A 14515-nucleotide genomic window follows, 5' to 3' on the forward strand; every position below is an offset into this window, starting at 1 on the left:
ACTCTCTTTATGCGGGGTACTCGGACTTTAATAAAATTATTATTCATAATTCAACGGTGTGGATTTAGAAGCATTTATCTTTTGTCTGTTATTTCTTTTACTCTTGTTCTCAAGAGCAAAAAAGCAATGGGGAATTTGGCCTATATTTTTGGCGTTAGTAGGTTTCGTTGGATACCGGGATGTTTCTATCGGTTCAGACACAGCTAACTATTCTCTTTACTTCCAAATTTTAAAAAATGGTGGAGCTATAACGTCCGAATATCTTTTTGGAGTTTTAAATAAGGTAGTACTTTATTTTCAAGGGGAAGTTTATATAGTCCAGATATTGGCAAGTATATTGACCATTCTTCCGGTGTTTTATGTGGTCGGTAAAAAATCGCCATTACCGTATTTAGCTGTTTTCCTTTACTTAACCCTCTATTTATATTTTTATTCGTTCAATATAGTGCGGCAATGTATTGCTATTTCAATCTGTTTTATGGCTGTATCCGTATTTCTAAAAAATAAAATATGGTTTTTTTCACTTATTGTTATTGCTATTAATTTCCATGCATCAGCTATAATAATGCTCCCGTTGTACTATATAGAACGCCTTAAGATAGGACGAGCAACTATATCCATTGGTTTGATTTTGACTTTTTGTATAGGGATCTTTTTGCCTTCTTACTTATTAAATATTGCCGGGCTATTTGGGTACTCAAATTACCTGACTGGAGCATTCGGATTGGGAAGCTTAGTCGGAAATATGTTCTATTTGTTAATTGTTAATGCATTTTTCTTTGCTGTTTCTAAGTTTGAGAGGGAAAAATCAGCAGTACTTTTCAAACTATTTTTCTTATTTGTTATAGTTACAAACATTCTGATTCGCTTCCCTTTCGGCAATCGCGTTATATTGTATTTTAGTATTTTCCAAATTTTGTATCTCCCGGATCTGTTAAGTAGACTTTCGGGAAAAGAGAAGTCTATTGTCTTTCTAATGATTCTCGGATATGCAATTTTCACATTTTATATGTTTTACGGCAATGGAGAAATCTTTCCATATAAGTCTATATTAGATGGTAGGTAAAAGGATAATGATTGTTTTGCCATCGGATAACCTTGGCGGTGCCGAGCAATATTTGTTTAATATTGGCAATTACTACTCCCGCCTTGGATATGAGATAGATGTATTTTTCTTGTATAGTGAAAAAACGCAAAAATGGAGAGATATATCAAATGCAAACCTTTTCTTTACAAATAAACAATCGGAGATAAAGGGTCTTTACCCAATGATTCGCAATATTCAACGACATGGTTCGAATAAATATAGCTTTATATTTAGTTCTCATCAGCACATAAATGCGCTGCTCAGCGTTTTGCGATCTCTAGGGGTTGTTAATACTGATAAGTTGATTTGTAGAGAATCAACATCCGTCTTCTTACGGTTTTCAGGCTTGACGCTCTTATATTTCAGAACACTTTATCGATTCTATGGAAAGATTGATCTGATTATTTGTCAAACTCCAGAGATGAAACAACAATTATTGAAGGGATATAAGAAATTTCAAAAATATAATGTTCAGGCTATAAGGAATCCGATTGTTTTGGATGAAATAAAGCGACTGTCTAACGAGACGATTTCAATAAGTTTACCCGACAAATATATTCTAGCGATAGGTAGACTAAACCGGGTTAAACGTTTCGATAAGTTAATTAGATCGTTTGGTATCAGCCAATGTAAAGATACTCATCACCTAATAATATTAGGAAAAGGGAATGAATCATCATCATTACAACAGCTTATAAATGATTTAAATTTAGAGAAACGTGTTCATTTATTAGGACACGTCGATAACGTTTTCCCCTATATAGCAAAAGCCAGCATTGGCGCTATCAGCTCTGATGTTGAAGGTTTCCCAAATGTACTTTTACAGATGTATGCACTTAATTTACGAGTCGTAATGACTAGATGCTGTGGAGGCCTTGAGACGTTCCCGGAACTTTATCTTTGCAAAGAGAATACTGAAAAAGAGTTGGCATGTCTATTGGATAGTGCTTCCCAAGAAAGAGCGGATATAGATTTTAGTGATTTTATTAAAAAATATGATATACACGATTTTGTTAATCAAGTGGAAGGTTATGTTTAGATTATTAGTATTAATTTGTGCAGTTAATTGTTCTACCTATTTGGCTTATTCTCAAGCTAGATATAGTTATAGGGATGTAAGTTCGGTGAGATCACAGTACCAACAAAAGGATGTTCGAATATCAAATGCTGTCAAAATAGTGGACTTTCTGCCTAAAGGATATGTAAAAAGTGGTACAGTTGATTACACTCCGCACGTTCAAAGAGCGTTAGAGAAAGGAGGACATATACTATTCCCGAATTTCCCGATTTTAATTAACGATAATGGTATTAAGGTAGTCTCTAATTCTAATATATTCTTTTCCAAAGGGGGAAAGTTGATATTGAAAGCATCTGCAAAAGGTACGTATCGCTTTATTAAGGTTCATAATGCAAACAACGTGACTATAACGAATGCTGTACTTGTTGGGGATCGTAAAACTCATATCGGAAAGGGAGGAGAGTGGGGTATTGGAATTGATATTCGAAATAGTAAAGATATCACTATAGAGCGGGCGATAATTACGGATTTTTGGGGAGATGGCGTTTGCATTGGGGCGGGAATCCCGAATGAACGTGTTCTTATTAAAGACACGTTTATCGATAACTGCCGCCGAAATGGGATAACAATTGGATCATTAATTGATTCTAGGTTGTCCAATATAGTGGTAAGTAATACGCATGGCGCTGCTCCGATGGCAGGAATTGATATAGAGCCGAATAACGACAAAGATGTGATCAACAACATCGTCATAGATAACTATCGATCATACAATAATAAATCTCGGGGTCTGTTGATAGACCTTCGAAACTTTAGGGGAGCAAAAGCGCGTCGATTAAACATTGCTGTTTCCAACTATTCAGACGACGGTTCCTTATATGGTTTGAGTATGCCGCTTCTAGGGAAGCATGCTAATGCTGTTACAGGTGAGGTGAAACTAGAAAATCTCAAGTTTACAAATAATAAGAATGCTGCGGTTCAACCTTATGACGTATCTGCTAATAGCTTGTCAGTTAAATTTGTTAATCACAATGTTAACGCGGCGCAATTAAAAAACGTACTAAATAGAATCATAGATAAGAAGTAAAAGACTTGTGAAAGAAACAATAGCTGTTTTAAGTGTGAATTTAGGGAGCGGGGGAGCAGAGAAAGTAATTAGTTTGCTACTGGATGAACTTGTGGCTGACTACGATGTTCACTTGTTCCTTTTTGAAAACGTTATTCATTTTAACATCGCAAAAGGAGTAAACGTCCATATTCTTGGGAATGGCAAAAGGGATCTCCTGTCTAAATCGTTCAGTTTTATAACGACTGCTAGAAACTATCAACGTCTTATCAAGCTTTATAAGATTACGCGATCCATTTCTTTTTTGACAAGACCGAATTTTGTAAACGGAATACTTAAAACCTTTCAACCGAGGATAAAAACAATTATAAGTGAAAGGTGCTTTCCAAGTATAGCATATAAATCACATTATTTACGATACCTGTTATACAAGCTTTTAATTCCATTATTGTATAACAGAGCAGACTTATTGTTCTCAAATTCGGTGTATATAAATAAGGATTTAAGTGAGAATTTTGGTTTGAAGATTCCGGCCGAAGTTATATATAATCCAGTTAAAATAAATATGCTATCACATGAGGTTCCTTTCACGTTTAAGGAGACTTTTCACATAGTAACAGTTGGAAAACTTGTGCCAATCAAGAATCATATAATGATATTGAAAGCGTTAAGTGGTGTTTCCTTTGATTTTAGGTTTCATCTGGTTGGCAAGCGAATCAAAGATCAAGAAATAACTCAGTTTATTGATGAGTCGGGTTTTGCTGCAAATGTGACTCTACACGGAGATGTGAAAGACGTGAACCCTTATTTAATGCAGGCATCCCTGTTTGTTTTATCATCGAATTCAGAGGGGGTTCCTAATGTCATCCTGGAGGCGATGGCTTGTGGTCTGCCTGTTATTTCTACAAATTGTTGGTCTGGTCCGTTAGAGTTACTTAATGACAACGAGGAGGTTGTGATAGAAAACGGATCCTTCTATTTAGGAAAATACGGAGTGTTAATTAATACCAATGATTGTACAGCATTAACAAGAGCGTTACAGTTCTTTTATGAAAATCCAAATCAACTAAAACATTATAGTACACGAAGTTTAGAGAGAGTGAAGAAGTATAGCGTTGAAGCGATCTATAAGAAATTTAAAAGTATATTATGAAAAATTGGCTTTATAAGAACTTGCCAGTAATTTTCCAAGAACTGCTAATTTCAATTTTCAATATTCTGGCTTATCGTAAACGATACGGCCAAAATTATAAAAAGTATAGGCAGGTTTTCTTGAGAAACAGAACATTAGCTTTTCATGAATTGCTAGAAATTCAGAAAAATAGATTCGGATCTTTTTTAGCCGAAGCAATAAGGAATTCAAAGTATTATGCTGATTATGAAGAAGTTTCAATTGAAGACATAGAAAGATTACCCATAATAAAAAAAGAAATCCTGAGAAATAACATTAACCAAATAGTTACTCTTAAGAAACATAGCGCCGTTGTTTCAAAAACCGGTGGAACAACAGGAAAATCGCTAGAAGTTTTGTATACAATAGATAATTTACAGGAAAGGTTTGCGCAGTTAGACGATTTCAGAAATAGATTTGGATATGAACTTGGCAAGCGCACTGCATGGTTTTCGGGAAAGAGCTTGTTGACTGATAGAGACATAAACAAGAAAATATTTTGGAAAACGGATCACTTGCATAATGTAAGATATTACTCGACATTTCATATGAATGAAAAGTATTTAGAATTTTATGTGGAAAATTTGATCAAGTATAAGCCGGAGTACCTTGTTGGATTTCCATCAACAATGATGGAAATCGCCAAGTTTGGATTGAAAATGAAGGTTTCAATGCCTAAAGGAATTGTAAAAGCAATTTTTCCCACTGCGGAAACGGTCACCTCGGAAATGCGGAATAGTATAGAAGCCTTTTTTCAAGCAAATATGTATAATCAATATGCGTCTTCCGAAGGAGCTCCCTTTATTTTCGAGTGTATAGAAGGAAATCTTCATTTAGAACTTCAAAGCGGTGTATTTGAAGTTTTAGACGAGAATGATCAACCCACGGATATAGGCAGACTGGTCGTGACGTCGTTTACCACGTGCGGCACACCTTTGATACGATATGATATAGGTGACAGAATCATTTTAGACACAGTGCAAAAAAAATGTAATTGCGGTAATAACAACCCTATTGTAAAAGAAATTTTGGGACGAATTGACGACTACGTATATTCACCAGAAACGGGCAAAATTAATCTTGGAAATGTATCTAATACTTTGAAAGATGTTAAAGGGATCGTGCAATTTCAAGTGGTACAAAACAGTATTACTGAATTAGAGCTGTTTTTAGTTGTCGATAAAGAGATGTTTGACGAAGACAATAAAAATGTTTTTCTTAAAAACTGGAGAGATAGGGTTGGAGAACGCATGAAGCTAAATGTGCACGTAGTAAAAAACATTGAGGTAGAGAAGAGTGGTAAATATCGGTTGGTAAAAAATAATATTAAGGATCTAGTTATATGAAGCTGTTAATTGTCACGAATGTTGACTGGTTCTTAATTTCGCATAGGTTGGTGATTGCGAAGGCAGCGGCTAAAGCCGGTTGGCGTGTTTATGTCGCGTGTGAAGACACGGGGCGAGGTTCAGAAATCTCCGTGGACGGAATTGAATTTATTTCGTTCTCGTTTTCGAGATCCGGCACGAATTTTTTGGAAGAACTGAAATTGCTGAGGAGGTTTCGAGAGTTATACAGAACGGTCAACCCAGACGTTGTGCATCATATAACTATTAAGCCGGTTGTGTATGGAAGTCTTGCTGCAAAAAAAGAGGGAATAAAAGGCGTGGTCAACGCCATTAGCGGATTGGGATATATGTTTGCGCAAGGGAAAGTCGGTATAATGCAAAAAATTGTATTACAGTTGATGAAGATTGGAGCGAACCGTAAAGGTATTTCCTTTATATTTCAAAACAAAGATGACCGTGATATATTGACTAAATTTAATGTTTTAAACGAACAAAACCGCGTAAAAATTATCAAGGGATCTGGAGTAGATTTGAAAAAATTTGCTTTCTATCCGCTACCGCAAGATAATCTTTTCAAGATTCTTTTACCTTGTCGAATGCTGTGGGACAAGGGGGTGAGGGAGCTTAGAGAAGCTTCTGAAATTCTCAAGGGTAACTATTCTCAACGAATCCAATTCGTTTTGGTCGGAATGGCCGATAATGACAATAAAGCTGGTGTGCCAGAGTCTTATTTAAGAGATTGGGAAGATGGAGAATATGTCGTTTGGATGGGGCAACAATCGGATATGGTGAAGTTTTATAAAGATTGTCATATAGTGGTATTGCCTTCTTATCGAGAAGGTTTACCGAAAACTTTGATAGAGGCGTGTGCAATAGGTCGTCCAATTGTTACAACTAATGCCGTGGGCTGTAAGGATTGTGTTGATGAAGGAGAAAACGGCTTTAAGGTACCTATAAAAGATGGCGTCGCTTTGGCTGAAGCAATTCGAAGGCTTGTCGACAATCCTGAACTAATGAAAAAGATGGGCTTAGCTGGGCGGACGAAAGCAGAGATAGAATTTAACGTTGATGATGTTGTCAATAGTCACTTGGAAGTGTATAATTCTCTTTTAAAATGATGAGTATAATCATAACGGGTGCATCCGGTTTTGTCGGAACCAATCTTTCGACATTTTTCGAAAGTCGCAACATAGATGTTATCAGCTTGTCGTTAAGAGATCCTATGTGGAAAGCTCATTTTCCGAATGCTGCCTCTTCGCTTATCCATCTTGCGGGGAAAGCGCATGACGTGTTAAATACATCCTCATCGGAAGACTATTTTAAAATTAACCGAGATTTAACGATTGAATTGTTCGACCGTTTTTTGGAATCGGACGTGTGTGATTTCTTTTTTTTTAGTTCGGTAAAAGCGGTGACAGATGCTATAGAAGGCGTGTTATCCGAAAATTGTGACGCTAACCCACGTACTCCTTACGGTAAATCGAAATATGATGCCGAGCAGTATCTTTTAAGAAAAACATTACCACAAGGTAAAAGGTTGTTTATCATCAGACCTTGTATGATTCATGGGGTAGGTAATAAGGGGAACTTGAATTTACTATATAATGTGGTAAAAAAAGGTCTGCCTTGGCCTTTAGCTGATTTCAGCAATCAACGCTCGTTTCTGAGTATTCATAACTTGACCTTTCTTCTTGAACGAATGATGCAGAACAGAAAACTATCTTCTGGTGTGTATAATTTTGCTGATGACGAGGCGATGTCAACAAATGAACTGGTCGAGTTAATTGGAGAAGTGGTTGAACGAAGACCTAAGTTTTGGCGCGTTCCGGCGTTTCTCATTACAAATTTGGTAAAGATCGGAGATGTTATACCCTTGCCTTTAAATTCTGAAAGATTGAAAAAATTGACTGAGTCATACGTAGTTTCGAACGCGAAAATTAAAAAATCTCTAGATATACAAAAACTTCCTTTGTCCACCCGGCAGGGACTGATAATGACTATTCGTTCGTTTAGTGACAATGATCAATTAAACATTAAAAAGTAAATGAAATACGTAATTGCATTGATGTTGTTGTCCGTCTTGGAAGTTATTTATTTTAAGCTTGCGGACAAGTTCAATATTATTGATAAGCCTAATCAGCGTTCTTCGCATACAACCATTACCCTACGTGGTGGGGGGGTCATTTTCTATTTTGCGGCATTATTTTATTTTGTGCTATCTGGTTTTCAATATCCTTGGTTCTTCTTAGGACTTACCTTAATGACGGTGGTCTCATTTTTGGATGATGTCTTTACACTCTCAAATAAGATCCGTTTATTGATACATTTTGGATCTGTTTTGTTGATGGCAAATCAGTTGGATATTTTCGCAATGCCATGGTATTACTTGCTGATCACATTTGTTGTGGTGGTCGGAGTAATTAATGCTTATAACTTTATGGATGGGATCAATGGTATTACTGCATGTTATAGTCTCGCAGTCGGCGGGTTACTTATGTTGGTAAATCGGGAGGTCAATTTCGTAGCACAGGATTTGTTGGCATATACCATGCTCGGCGTATTGGTGTTTACGTTTTTTAATTTTCGAACGAAAGCTAAATGTTTTGCAGGCGATGTCGGTTCTGTCGCCATCGCGTATATTTTGTTGTTCGTTTTGGGGGCACTAATTATTAAAACCGGGAATTTAATCTATTTCTTGTTTCTAGCCGTGTACGGTGTCGACGCCGTGTGGACCATCATCCGTCGTTTATACCTGCGCGAAAACATCTTCGAGGCGCACCGTTCGCACCTGTATCAGTTCCTCGGTAATGAGGCTAAAGTCAATAAATTAATGATTTCGTTCCTATACGGCGCCGTACAGTTCGTCATTGGTTGGGCGGTGATACAAGTCGCCGAAAAGGATCTGAATACACAGTTTCTTTTCGCCGCAGTTCTTCTTATTGGTTTGAGTTCGGTTTATCTGATTGTAAAACAATACATTATAAAGAAGTATGTTAGCACGTCGGCAACCAATTAAATTGAGTTAAAACGGATCATATGGTTAACAATATATTAGGCGGAATTGCCAAAGATCAGCGGGGACAAATACGGTTTGTCAACGATTTTGATATGACACAGGTGAAGAGGTTTTATATCATAAAGAATGCGGATACGGAATTGGTGAGAGGGTGGCGCGCACATCGGATGGAGCAACGCTGGTTTTACGTACTATCTGGAGCTTTTGCCGTGGATTTGGTTAAAGTTGATAATTGGGACAATGCTTCACCAAACTTGCCGATAGAAAGACATGTGTTAAGAGCACAGGAAAACCAGATATTACATGTACCGGTGGGATATGGAACAGCTTTCCAGGCAATGGAGCCGGACTCCGAACTTTTGGTTTTCGCAGATTTTGGTATCGAGAATGCAGTCAACGATAACTATACCTGGCCAAAAGAGTATTTTGTCCATAGGAAAGATTAAGAACAACAATTCAGGAATTAACCCGACGTGAATTCCGAATAAAAAACTATTTTTGTAGCAATGTCAAAAAAAACTGGAGAGCTTTTTGCTCTGTCGAATCGAATTAAGAAAAGAGAGTTTATGTATAGACGTATCATTTGGGGACTGCTTGTAACTTCTATTGCAAGTGTATTGATTTGCTCCTCGTGCGCAAGTCGTAAAGATTTAGTATACTTTCAGCCGGATTCCGTGCAGCTAAATACTTCATATGAGTTGAACGCCCCAAAGTTGCAACCGGGAGATATTTTGGCCATTTCTGTTACGGCGGATGATGTGCGAGCGACGCAACCATTTAATCAGGTATCTCCATATCAGGGAGCAACAATACAAACAACGAATCCTTTTATACCAACTTATGCCGTTGACGTTAATGGAGAAATTGATTTTCCAAAATTAGGTAAAGTAAAATTAGCAGGAAAAACACGTACGCAAGCAATGGAATATTTACGTCAGGAAGTAGGAAAATATATCGTTGATCCGGGAATCAGTATGGAAGTACGCAATTTCAAAGTTACTGTGTTAGGAGAAGTGCGTAGTCCGGGCACTTTCACGATCAACAACGACCGAATTACGTTGTTAGAAGCACTTGGTATGGCCGGTGACTTGACGATTAACGGGGTTCGTAAAAACGTGCTTGTTATTCGTGAACAAAACGGTCAGAAACAGGAGTTTCGGTTAGATTTGACGAAACGTGAAGCCCTTAACTCCCCAGCATACTATTTGACACAAAATGACGTTGTGTATGTCGAGCCAAATGGGGCAAGAGTGCAATCATCAAAATACACGCAAAATACTTCAATCTTTGTTTCTGTAGCAAGTGTGCTTATTACCGTTATCTCTGTACTCACCCGTTAAAATAAATAATGAAAAACAACATGTCTCAAGAAAAGGTAAGGGAAGGACAAGAGGTTAATTTTAAACAAGTTTTCGAACAGTACATTTTCTACTGGAAATGGTTTATATTTTCTGTTTTCTTCTGCTTGATTATAGCCTTTTTATATCTGCGTTATGCTGAACGTATTTACAGCGTAAATGCAAAAATTTTACTGCAAGATGAGAAGCAAGCGGCGGGTGATATGGCAGGGCTAGCTGAGATAGCAAACCTTACGGGTAAAACTACTAGCTCAGCCGCATTTATTAACGATCAAATGGAGGTCATGCGATCTCGGCGCATTATGCGGAAAGTCGTTGAAGCGAACCGACTTAATATTTCGTACTATGTTAAAGGAAACATTAAGTCATTCGAAATGTTAGAAAGTCAATCTCCGATTAAGCTAATGTTGATGGAGCCAAACCATCCGAGACTTGATTCCGTCGCGTATTCTTTAATTTTGACAAAAAGCGGCTCTAATTATACAATTCAAGATGAGATTAACGGTGCGCGGAAATACACCTTGGGAAGTAAAATTAGTACGCCAATTGGTCTAGTAACCCTTGTTCCCCAGCGCAATCAACCTTGGAACGGAGAACTAAAAATCACCTATCGTCCTATCGAAAATGCTCTTGGAGGAATTTCTCAAGCTGTTCAGGTTACGCCTAACAAGGACATGCAGTCTTTCATTGTTAATTTTTCTATGAGACATGCATCTCGGGAAAAGGCGAAATTAATTTTAAATTCGTTGATAGAACAATACAATATAGATGTTACGGAAGATAAAGCGCTTGTAACACGAGCTACTTCAGCGTTTATAAATTCAAGGCTTGATCTAATTTCTAAAGATTTAGCCTCTGCGGATTCGCGTGTCGCTGACTTTAAGGATCGCAACAATATGGTGGATATGACATCGGAGGCCCAACTATATATGCAAAACGCTACCGCTAATGAACAAAAGTTGGTGGAGTACCAGACGCAGCTTCGCTTAGCCGATATGATGCGAGAAGCTGTAGTGGGCGAGAATGTGAACTTGCTACCTTCCAATATTGGTTTAAACGACCCATCTATCCAAGCAAATATTAAAAGTTATAACGACTTGGTTTTGGAGAGAGAGGATTTGTTGAAATCAGCAACTCCAGACAATCCGATTGTACAAAATCTTAGCAGAAATATCTCTGAAGTTAACAAAAGCCTACAGCTATCTTTAGATAATTACAGACAGGTCTTACAAAGCAATGTGAACTCATTGCAAGTACAAAAGAATAAATTTGAAGGTAAGTTAAGTCAGATACCGAATCAAGAGCGAGGGTTTAAGGATATTTCTCGGCAGCAGCAAATCGTAGAATCATTATATTTGTTTCTCTTACAAAAGCGTGAAGAAAATGAGATTAAGGCGTCAGCAACGCCCGCGAATTTAAAAGTCATTGACGGCGCATACGGTTCTAGTGACCCCGTTGAACCTAGAAAGCTAATTGTGCTGTTGGGCTCTTTAGTATTAGGGTTTTTAGTTCCATTTGGAGTTCTTTATATTAAATTTCTTTTAGACAACAAAATCCATTCTCGTAAAGATATTGAAGAAGCGTTCAACGCACCAATTCTAGGGGAGGTGCCGTCTTCAGACCACCCGATTATCGAGGACAACGACCGATCGTCATTAGCGGAAGCTATTCGTATTCTCCGTACCAACATCTCTTTTATGTTGGGTCATAAAAAGGATCAATCGTCGGTTTTGTATGTGACATCTACCACATCAGGTGAGGGGAAATCCTTTATTTCGACAAACCTGGCAAAGATCTTAGCGATGTCTGGCAAGAAGGTGTTGTTGTTAGGTGCGGATATTCGTTCGCCGAAGGTCTTGGACTACCTGGGTCTTTCACATTTGCAGCACACGAACATCGGTATCACACAATATTTGATAAACCCAGAAATGTCGGTGTCGAATATAGTGATCCGGAAGCCGGAGCCCTACAACTTCGATATTATTTATTCGGGTTATATTGCGCCAAACCCCGCAGAGTTGTTAATGAATGGATACTTTGCGGATATTATTGCTTACGGGCGTATGCAGTACGACTATGTCATTGTGGATACCGCGCCAGTGAGTTTAGTAACGGATACTTTACTAATTGCGGAACATGCAGATATGACGATCTACGTAGCTCGTGCGAATTACTTAGATAAGCGTTTATTGAATGTACCGGCTGAGTTATATGAAGAAGGAAAATTGAAGAATATGGCTGTTGTTATCAATGACGTGGACTTCAAACGTGGCTATGGTTATGGTTATGGTTATGGCTACGGCTACGGAGAGGGTAGCAGAGAGGTTTCCTTACGCAAACGGATGATCAAGTTCTTTAAGAATCCATTTGGCAGCAAAAAGAAGTAAATCTAAAATAACGTATACATGTAAGAAAGCCAGCATAGTTCATCCTGCTGGTTTTCTGCGTTTAACCGGTCGGATAATCATTTTCGAATAAATGTGTGTTAAACATTTGTAAAGTATCGTAAATGTTACCCTCATGGCATAATCCTTGCTTACAAGCAAGTACATCTATTTCGAGGGAATTTAGATCTATTTTAAAACAAACAGAACAAACAGAATTACATGTGTGGAATCGTTGGCTACGTAGGTAGCAAAGCCGCTTATCCTATATTGATCGAGGGCCTTCGCCGCTTGGAATATAGGGGATACGACAGCGCGGGTGTCGCGTTATGGTCTAAAGACAACTTACAGGTGTTTAAAAAAGAAGGGAAGGTCGCTGCGCTCGAAGAGCTGGTTGGTGGACAACAACCCTTAGCCAACATTGGAATTGGGCATACCCGCTGGGCAACCCATGGCGAACCGTGCGATCGGAATGCGCACCCGCACGTTTCCAACGATGGTTCCATCGCGATGATCCACAACGGGATTATTGAGAATTACGCCCAGCTGAAAGGCGAGTTGGAGAAAAAAGGATACACCTTCAAGAGCGATACGGACTCGGAAGTGTTGGTCAACTTCATCACGGATATCCGCGCCAACAATGAGTGCCCGCTTGAGGAGGCCGTGCGTATTGCCTTAAAACGCATTACAGGCGCCTACGTGATCTTATTGATCGACCAAAGTCTGCCGGATACTATCATTGCCGCACGCAAAGGTTCGCCATTAGTTATTGGCATCGGCGAGAATGAGCACTTCTTAGGTTCGGATGCATCACCGATGTTGGCCTATACCAAAGACGTCGTGTACATTAATGACTACGAGATGGTGATTGTCCGTCCCGATGAATTAATTTTGAAGAACCATACGAACGAAAACCTAACGCCGTATGTACAGCGTTTGGATCTGGATTTAGCAGCTATCGAAAAAGGCGGGTATGAGCACTTTATGTTGAAGGAAATTTTTGAGCAGCCACAAACTATTTTCGATTCCTTCAGAGGTCGGTTGGATGTGGAGCAAAACGTGTTGACGTTAAGCGGACTGGATGCGATCAAAGATAAATTATTGGCCGCGCGCCGTATTATCATCGTCGCCTGCGGAACGAGCTGGCATGCGGGCTTACTGGCCGAATATTGGATCGAGGAGCTGTGCCGCGTCAATGTTGAGGTGGAATATGCTTCAGAGTTCCGTTACCGTAATCCGATTCTCGACGAAAACGACGTGATTATCGCGGTGTCGCAAAGCGGTGAGACTGCGGATACCCTGGTAGCCTTGGAAAATGCAAAACGGCAAGGTGCCACAATTTTCGGTATTGTCAATGTCGTGGGGTCTTCCATTGCCCGGCTTGCTGACGCCGGAGCCTATACACACGCCGGACCGGAAATTGGCGTAGCGAGTACAAAAGCGTTTACCGCGCAATTGGTGGTGCTCCAATTGTTCGCATTGAAGCTATCGCAAATGAAAGGTACGTTGTCGGCGGAACGCTTCGTCGAGCTTGTTCAAGCGCTACATGCTGTGCCTGAGCAGGTAAATTGGATATTGGAAAATCAGCTGGACAAAATCAAACAGGTCGCTGCGAAATACCGCGGTGCGCGCGATTTTCTATTTTTAGGTCGCGGGTACAACTTCCCGATCGCTTTGGAAGGAGCGTTGAAACTGAAGGAGATTTCGTATATCCATGCCGAGGGGTATCCCGCAGCCGAGATGAAGCACGGACCGATCGCGTTAGTCGATGATCAACTGCCCGTGGTCTTCATTGCGACGAAAGATCCGTTTTACGAGAAGGTCGTCAGCAATATGCAGGAGATTAAAGCGCGGAAGGGCAGGTTAATTGCCGTTGTGTCGGAAGGCGATGAAATCGCCGAAACCTTGGCCGAGGATTTGCTGGTTGTCCCCCAATCAGACGAAATCATTTCCCCATTACTGGCGGTTGTGCCTTTACAGCTGTTGTCGTACTACATTGGAGTAGAGCTGCAGCTAGACGTGGACAAACCGCGTAACTTAGCGAAATCGGTTACCGTGGAATAATAAGA

At 39.3% G+C, this 14515-nt stretch carries 12 protein-coding genes; all 12 read left to right on the forward strand.

Translation table 11 applies throughout. The features are described from left to right. Positions 1-58 precede the first annotated feature (58 nt). The 12 genes from ACFSR5_RS17360 to glmS all read left to right on the forward strand — a co-directional run bounded on the left by ACFSR5_RS17360 (position 59) and on the right by glmS (position 14510). A complete protein-coding gene (locus tag ACFSR5_RS17360) occupies positions 59-1066 on the forward strand; it encodes an EpsG family protein (protein ID WP_380905735.1) in 1008 nt (335 codons plus the stop codon). Continuing rightward, positions 1056-2126, forward strand: coding sequence for a glycosyltransferase (locus tag ACFSR5_RS17365; protein WP_380905736.1), 1071 nt, complete (start codon positions 1056-1058; stop codon positions 2124-2126). Before ACFSR5_RS17360 ends, ACFSR5_RS17365 begins: the two co-directional genes overlap by 11 nt. Beyond that, positions 2119-3192 (forward strand): hypothetical protein, encoded by a 1074-nt coding sequence (locus ACFSR5_RS17370; RefSeq protein WP_380905737.1) that lies wholly within the window; start codon positions 2119-2121, stop codon positions 3190-3192. The genes ACFSR5_RS17365 and ACFSR5_RS17370 overlap by 8 nt, the downstream gene beginning before the upstream one ends. Positions 3193-3199: 7 nt before the next feature. Further along, positions 3200-4324: a glycosyltransferase gene (locus ACFSR5_RS17375; RefSeq protein ID WP_380905738.1), complete on the forward strand. Its 1125-nt coding sequence runs from the start codon at positions 3200-3202 to the stop codon at positions 4322-4324. After that, positions 4321-5688: a phenylacetate--CoA ligase family protein gene (locus ACFSR5_RS17380; RefSeq protein ID WP_380905739.1), complete on the forward strand. Its 1368-nt coding sequence runs from the start codon at positions 4321-4323 to the stop codon at positions 5686-5688. The genes ACFSR5_RS17375 and ACFSR5_RS17380 overlap by 4 nt, the downstream gene beginning before the upstream one ends. After that, complete coding sequence (locus ACFSR5_RS17385; RefSeq protein WP_380905740.1) at positions 5685-6806, forward strand: glycosyltransferase family 4 protein; 1122 nt, start codon at positions 5685-5687, stop codon at positions 6804-6806. The genes ACFSR5_RS17380 and ACFSR5_RS17385 overlap by 4 nt, the downstream gene beginning before the upstream one ends. Then, on the forward strand, positions 6803-7732 hold the full coding sequence (locus tag ACFSR5_RS17390) for an NAD-dependent epimerase/dehydratase family protein (protein ID WP_380905741.1): 930 nt from the start codon (positions 6803-6805) through the stop codon (positions 7730-7732). Before ACFSR5_RS17385 ends, ACFSR5_RS17390 begins: the two co-directional genes overlap by 4 nt. Then, on the forward strand, positions 7733-8704 hold the full coding sequence (locus ACFSR5_RS17395; RefSeq protein WP_380905742.1) for an MraY family glycosyltransferase: 972 nt from the start codon (positions 7733-7735) through the stop codon (positions 8702-8704). It abuts the gene before it with no gap. Between the two features lie 20 nt (positions 8705-8724). Then, complete coding sequence (locus ACFSR5_RS17400; RefSeq protein WP_380905743.1) at positions 8725-9150, forward strand: WxcM-like domain-containing protein; 426 nt, start codon at positions 8725-8727, stop codon at positions 9148-9150. A 60-nt stretch (positions 9151-9210) separates the two neighbouring features. Continuing rightward, positions 9211-10044 (forward strand): polysaccharide biosynthesis/export family protein, encoded by an 834-nt coding sequence (locus tag ACFSR5_RS17405; RefSeq protein ID WP_380905744.1) that lies wholly within the window; start codon positions 9211-9213, stop codon positions 10042-10044. Between the two features lie 8 nt (positions 10045-10052). Further along, a complete protein-coding gene (locus tag ACFSR5_RS17410) occupies positions 10053-12449 on the forward strand; it encodes a GumC family protein (RefSeq protein WP_380905745.1) in 2397 nt (798 codons plus the stop codon). 219 nt (positions 12450-12668) lie between these two features. After that, positions 12669-14510 (forward strand): glutamine--fructose-6-phosphate transaminase (isomerizing), encoded by a 1842-nt coding sequence (glmS, locus tag ACFSR5_RS17415; RefSeq protein ID WP_380905746.1) that lies wholly within the window; start codon positions 12669-12671, stop codon positions 14508-14510. The last annotated feature ends 5 nt before the right edge of the window (positions 14511-14515 follow it).

Source organism: Sphingobacterium suaedae (assembly GCF_042684625.1).
GTDB classification, from domain to species: Bacteria; Bacteroidota; Bacteroidia; order Sphingobacteriales; family Sphingobacteriaceae; genus Sphingobacterium; species Sphingobacterium suaedae.

What these genes read in the sequence shown, in the direction of transcription:
- ACFSR5_RS17365 (WP_380905736.1), top strand. Translation starts at nt 1,056, where the DNA reads ATGGTAGGTAAAAGGATAATGATTGTTTTGCCATCGGATAACCTTGGC.
- ACFSR5_RS17370 (WP_380905737.1), top strand. Translation starts at nt 2,119, where the DNA reads ATGTTTAGATTATTAGTATTAATTTGTGCAGTTAATTGTTCTACCTAT.
- ACFSR5_RS17380 (WP_380905739.1), top strand. Translation starts at nt 4,321, where the DNA reads ATGAAAAATTGGCTTTATAAGAACTTGCCAGTAATTTTCCAAGAACTG.
- ACFSR5_RS17385 (WP_380905740.1), top strand. Translation starts at nt 5,685, where the DNA reads ATGAAGCTGTTAATTGTCACGAATGTTGACTGGTTCTTAATTTCGCAT.
- ACFSR5_RS17390 (WP_380905741.1), top strand. Translation starts at nt 6,803, where the DNA reads ATGATGAGTATAATCATAACGGGTGCATCCGGTTTTGTCGGAACCAAT.
- ACFSR5_RS17395 (WP_380905742.1), top strand. Translation starts at nt 7,733, where the DNA reads ATGAAATACGTAATTGCATTGATGTTGTTGTCCGTCTTGGAAGTTATT.
- ACFSR5_RS17400 (WP_380905743.1), top strand. Translation starts at nt 8,725, where the DNA reads ATGGTTAACAATATATTAGGCGGAATTGCCAAAGATCAGCGGGGACAA.
- ACFSR5_RS17405 (WP_380905744.1), top strand. Translation starts at nt 9,211, where the DNA reads ATGTCAAAAAAAACTGGAGAGCTTTTTGCTCTGTCGAATCGAATTAAG.
- ACFSR5_RS17410 (WP_380905745.1), top strand. Translation starts at nt 10,053, where the DNA reads ATGAAAAACAACATGTCTCAAGAAAAGGTAAGGGAAGGACAAGAGGTT.
- glmS (WP_380905746.1), top strand. Translation starts at nt 12,669, where the DNA reads ATGTGTGGAATCGTTGGCTACGTAGGTAGCAAAGCCGCTTATCCTATA.